The sequence below is a fragment of the Microcoleus sp. S36a_B3 genome (assembly GCF_036700745.1).
Classification (GTDB): domain Bacteria; phylum Cyanobacteriota; class Cyanobacteriia; order Cyanobacteriales; family Microcoleaceae; genus Microcoleus.
This window is the reverse complement of the sequence record NZ_JAUBPN010000028.1, coordinates 1-5338: the sequence shown is the minus strand read 5'-3', so window position 1 is coordinate 5338 and position 5338 is coordinate 1. Positions and strand designations below refer to the sequence as shown.

At 47.5% G+C, this 5338-nt stretch carries 3 protein-coding genes; 2 read left to right on the top strand and 1 reads right to left on the bottom strand.

Going from position 1 to position 5338, the window contains the following annotated elements; translation table 11 throughout:
• Positions 1–3373 (bottom strand): beta strand repeat-containing protein (locus QUA01_RS22660; protein ID WP_333265896.1); only part of this gene is annotated, 3373 nt, incomplete at its 3' end.
• Between the two features lie 80 nt (positions 3374–3453).
• Between QUA01_RS22660 and rnhA the strand changes: the two genes are divergently transcribed.
• Both rnhA and QUA01_RS22650 read left to right on the top strand, forming a co-directional pair.
• Positions 3454–4359 (top strand): ribonuclease HI, encoded by a 906-nt coding sequence (gene rnhA, locus QUA01_RS22655; RefSeq protein ID WP_333092502.1) that lies wholly within the window; start codon positions 3454–3456, stop codon positions 4357–4359.
• Between the two features lie 200 nt (positions 4360–4559).
• Positions 4560–5171, top strand: a complete 612-nt coding sequence (locus tag QUA01_RS22650; protein WP_333092501.1) for a pentapeptide repeat-containing protein — start codon at positions 4560–4562, stop codon at positions 5169–5171.
• Positions 5172–5338 lie beyond the last annotated feature (167 nt).

Here is a 5338-nt window from a genome sequence, read left to right as displayed (position 1 = left end):
GTGGAGTTATTCCGGGTTGAGTTATTCCGGGTTGAGTTATTCCGGGTTGAGTTATTCCGGGTTGAGTTATTCCGGGTTGAGTTATTCCGGGTTGAGTTATTCCGGGTGGAGTTATTCCGGGTTGATTTGTAGTGACGATCGCACTACTACCTTGAGTGTAAGAATTGATGAAAGATTGTCCCTGAGTAATTGTACCCGAAGTATTGCTGGCGATCGCCCCAGCAGTCCCGTTAACCGTCGCATCTCCCACCGCAAAAGGTATCGGCGGATTGACATCCCCGCCGCCGTGGGCGATCCTGACTGTACCCGGTTGATCGCCACCAAGCGTTGAGACACTCACAGTGCGGTTTTGGTCAAAAGTACCAGTCACTCGCACCAAACCCGGAGTTGCGATATCAACTTTAGCGCCCGGAGCATAGACCGATACAATGCTAATATCATTTTGAGCGTTAATATTGACTGCAGGATTGCGGCCGCGCCCCGAAAGATTAACATCTATTTCCCCAGTTCCGATCTGCCCTCCCGCTAAAATATCCACAATTGATGAAGCATTAATATTGCCAGTGCTGACATTTCCCCTGCTGCTAACTAAATCAACTATAACTCCCTGCAAATTTCCCGAATTTACATTTTGAGCGGCTTGCAAATTAATATTTCCTCCAGCGTTAACATCCCCAATTCTCACATTCCCACGGCTGCTAATATCAACCGCAAATCCCCTCAAATTTCCAGCATTGACATCGCCAGATCCTGTCAAAGTCACACCGTTAGCTGCGGTAACATTTGCAGTCTGAATGCTTCCAGCATTACTATTAACTGAAACATCACTTCCCTGTAAAATACCTGAATTTATATTGCCCAAAGCGGTGAAATTTACATTGCTGGTGGCGGTAGCACTGGTAACTCCAATTGTCCCCGCACGGCTGTTAATATTAACTCCCAAACCCCGCAAATCCCCTGAATTCACATTTCCCGCACTTCTTACATTGATATTTCCAGTTGACGCAGTATTGCCGATCGCAATATTTCCCCCATCACTGTTAACATCAACTGCCGCCCCCTGCAAATTCCCAGTATTTAAGTCGCTAGAAGCTCTCAAAGCAATGCTGGCGGCGGCAGCATCAATCGATGCAACATTAATATTAGTTTGCGCGTCCAGATTGACTGTGGGAATCGCAGGATTAACTGGATTTGTGGCAGGATTAACAGCGATCGCCCCCGTGTTGATTTGTTGTCCTGCTAAAATTCTGACATCTCCCGTAGTGGCGATCGTACCCGTAGCGACACTTCCGCTGCTGCTGCTAGCCCTGAGAGTAGCACCCGCGAGGTTCCCTACGGTTAAGTCACCCGAAGCTGCCAAAGTGAGATTTTCGGTGGCTGTAATATTGACTGGTGTTGCATTCGGGACAATTGTATTCGGATCGGTCAAAACTCCCAGAGCACCTGAGTTGCTGGTAATATTAACTTGAGAACCCTGCAAATTCCCAAAATTCACATTGCCAAAAGCTGTAAAGGCGATCGCCCCAGAATTCCCAGTGTTGATCGCGCCCGTTACAATATTACCCGCAGTCGAATTCAGACTAATATTGCCGTTGATATCAGCACGAGAGATATCATTAGTCAGAATAATATTGTTAACAGCTTGAATATTAATTGTCGAACTCGACGTTAACCTGCCCCCAACTACTACTCCAGCTTCCCTGCTTTCCAGGCTAATTTGTCCGCCGTTAATATCTCTAGTTTGCACATCTCCCGTTGCCGACAAAATCACCGGCCCGGCTGCTAAAATATTTTCCACAGCAATCAAATTTCTGCTAAAAACAGGTTCCGCCGTGAAATTTGTATCCTCACCTAAACTGTCAGGAGAAACATTAACAGAATTGACCAAATTTGCCACTCCCGCCCGCAGAATCAAAGCCGGACTGCTGGTTAAAATCGCAATATCTGGGTCGGAATTCACATTTTCAGTCGGCAATGCCAAATCCGGGCCAGTAATAGTAATATTCTCACCAATAATACTCCCCCTCGCCTCTACTTTCAGCGAAACACCAGTATAATCCCCAAAGAAAACATCTCCTTCGGAACTGATGATCGGGTCAAATAAACTCACAAAATTTCCCGGCATTCCCGACAAATTCCGCACCGAAAAATTGCCTCCCGCAACAAAGTGAGAATCCCCCGAAATTGTGCCGTTGCTAACTAAACTCAAATTGCCTGCGCTTTGGAATTGCGGGGGAAGAGACAAGCCGCCAGTAGCATTTAAGGTGAGAATGTCGATCGCGCGATCGGCCCGCACCTCCAAATTCCCCCCAGCCCGCGCCAAAAACGGATTCTCCACGCTATCTCGAACCCGCACCGCATCCCCGGCCAGCAAACTCAAATCCCTCGCAGTTTGCAGCCTAGTCCCCGCTAACGTCAGATTTCCCGCAGCCCATAAATTCGCACTTCCGGCATTCAATTGATCCAGCGCAGACATATTCCCAGCAGCAATCGCCACATCCCCAGAATTCACCAGCAAACCAGAACCCACCAGCCGCACGCTACCGTCATCCGCAACCACAACACCAGTCGCCTGATTTTGCCCCGTACCTGTCAGCAACTGCGGCAAAGAAACAGGATTTAAACCTTGTGGAGAATTCCCCAAATTCCCGCCCGCTGCTATCTCCAAACTCAACAAAAGCCCCGGTTGACTGATACGCAAAACATTCTCCCCCGGAACCGCAGCAACAGTAATTTGCCCTCCCGGTGCCGACAACTGCCCCGTACTAACAACCGTACCGCCCAACAAAGATAAACTTTGCCCCGGAGTCACAGCCAAATTGCCAGCATTAACAATACTCCCCGGTTGAGTCCCCCCAAAATAAAAAGCATTGGGCGCACCAACTAACGCGCTAAAATTATTTGTACCCGCAGCATTAAACCAATTAGAACCAAAACCGACATTCGTCGCAGTAGTCGCAGTGAAAGCCGCCGGCACATTCAAACTCGCCTGCGGCCCAAACACAATCCCCGCAGGATTAATCAGAAACAGATTAGAATTGCCGCCCGTGACAGTAATTAAGCCGTTAATTAGTGAAGCGTCGCCGCCAGCAATGCGAGCTAATATATTTTGAATAGCCGAATTAGTCAGAAAATTAGCAATTTGACCTTGATTTAAGCCGAATTGGCCAAAACTGTGAAAAAGATTCGCGCCGTCTCCCGACAAACTGCCGCCGTTGATATCGTAGCGGTTGCCGGTGCGGGTAACAGCAGTCCCAGTACCGTCAGCAGCCGGGACTATTGGCTGTGCTTGCGCCAAAGTATTAAAAATTAACAAAGAAAACGGACAAATAAATAACCCGACCTTTTTAATCTTTAAGTTGACGTTTTTCATGGCAGCTACAGTTGATCGCTATTTTCCTCAATTATTACACTTGCAAACCAGTTACCTGTCAATGAAAAATTAATTCCCTCATGACAACTCCCACCATCAAAAGCTTGTACACAGACGGCGCTTGTTCCGGCAACCCCGGCCCGGGCGGCTGGGGTACAGTAGTTTGCTACGCCGACGGCAACTGTCACGAACTCGGGGGAGCAGACCCCCAAACCACCAACAACCGCATGGAAATGCAGGCTGCTGTTGCTGCGCTGGAATTTTTTGCTAATTCCGGTCAAACCGAACCAGTCACCCTTTACACGGACAGTGAATACGTTAAAAACGGCATCACCAAATGGATTCAAGGCTGGAAAAACAAAGGCTGGAAAACTTCGACGGGCAAAGAAGTTGTCAACCAAGACCTCTGGCACCTGCTAGACAAGCTGAATTCGCGACAAATCCAGTGGGAACACGTCCGGGGCCACTCCGGCAACTTCTACAACGACAGGTGCGACGAAATAGCCCGCAGCTTTTCCCACAATCTCACTCCCAAACTGCAACAGCAGAAAGCAACCGCAGGCGGGACTTGGGCGAGTACGGGGGCATCGCCGCTACACTTGCAAAACCCAATTGTTTTGGAAGAAACGGACACAACTGGTAACAAAACGATAGAATCCTATGTCATATCTTCTGACCTTCCGATCTCCAACTCTACCATGATGGATTCAACTGCCGATACCCTGGAGAACTTGCCCCGCGAGGTGAGAGTTCAGGAACTCCGCAACCTGATAGAAACTTTGCACACAGCCGACGAGGTTGCTACCAAAGGCTACTTGATTACCAGTTCTGAACTGGCTGATTTGATGGATGTAAATGCCAGCGCTGTCACCAGTCGCGGAGATAATTGGGTGTGGCGAAATTGGGTAGTTTCTCGCGTGCGGCGCGAGGGAAACCAAATTCTCTGGCAATTAGAGAGAATCGACCACGTAAGTACAACAGATTAGTCATCAGTCATCAGCCATTAGTCAGATTCTGACAAGTGCCTTTTGCCTGCTGCGATATCTAGGGTTAATTCCCCGAACTATGACGGTAGGTGCGCGCCGCGTTCCTACCGTTTCAACACATTAGAAATATTTTTATCTATAATTAAGAAAAACAAACAAATCCCGAACCAACCGTGAAAAACAAGAGTTCGATAGGTTTAATGAACTGGCTGCAACCAAAACAAGAAACCGTTTTGTTATGCGACTCAATTGCAGCAGCTTCTGACATGGCATTTATGCTCAAGGGTGAGTGGGATGGCTGCAATAGTTTGGTTCTTCCTAAATCCGACAAGGTAGCAATTGAAGCAGCCGCTAGTTTGCTGGAGGCATCGTGGTGCTACCAAAATGCTTCCGAAACAGTTTTAATTCGGTTAGCAGCGGATGAATTACTGCGCCGTTATGCTCTGGGAGACAGATTTTTTATTAATGCCAATTTGAGATGCGCTCAATTGGGTACAGTTTGCTTGGAAAAAATTGATTTGAGTTATGCTAAATTGAATTTGGCTGACTTGGGCGGCACTAATTTAAGTCAAGCCAATTTAACATCGGCCGAGATGCCAGGAGCAAATTTGAATGGCAGTAACTTGAGTGGAGCGCAACTGGTCAGGGCTAATTTAGTTGGAGCTAATTTATCTAATGCTAATCTCCGAGGCGCAAATTTGAGTTATGCAGATTTAAGCAATGCTAATTTGAAAAATGCCGATTTAAGAGGTGCAAATTTAGGTAGATGTGACTTAAGAAAAACTTGCTTGAATGAGGCGGTGCTTGACTAAAATAAGGGGCGGGGGAGAGCAGATTATTTATGCTCCGCGTTCCCATTAAGATTCATATTTGCGATCGCGCCACTGTAGGTATCGGCAGAATTGACACTCCTCGACCTGAAGGTACGAGGATTCTTGGTTCACCGAGACCACTTAAACTAGATTCCTTGCAGTCTCTA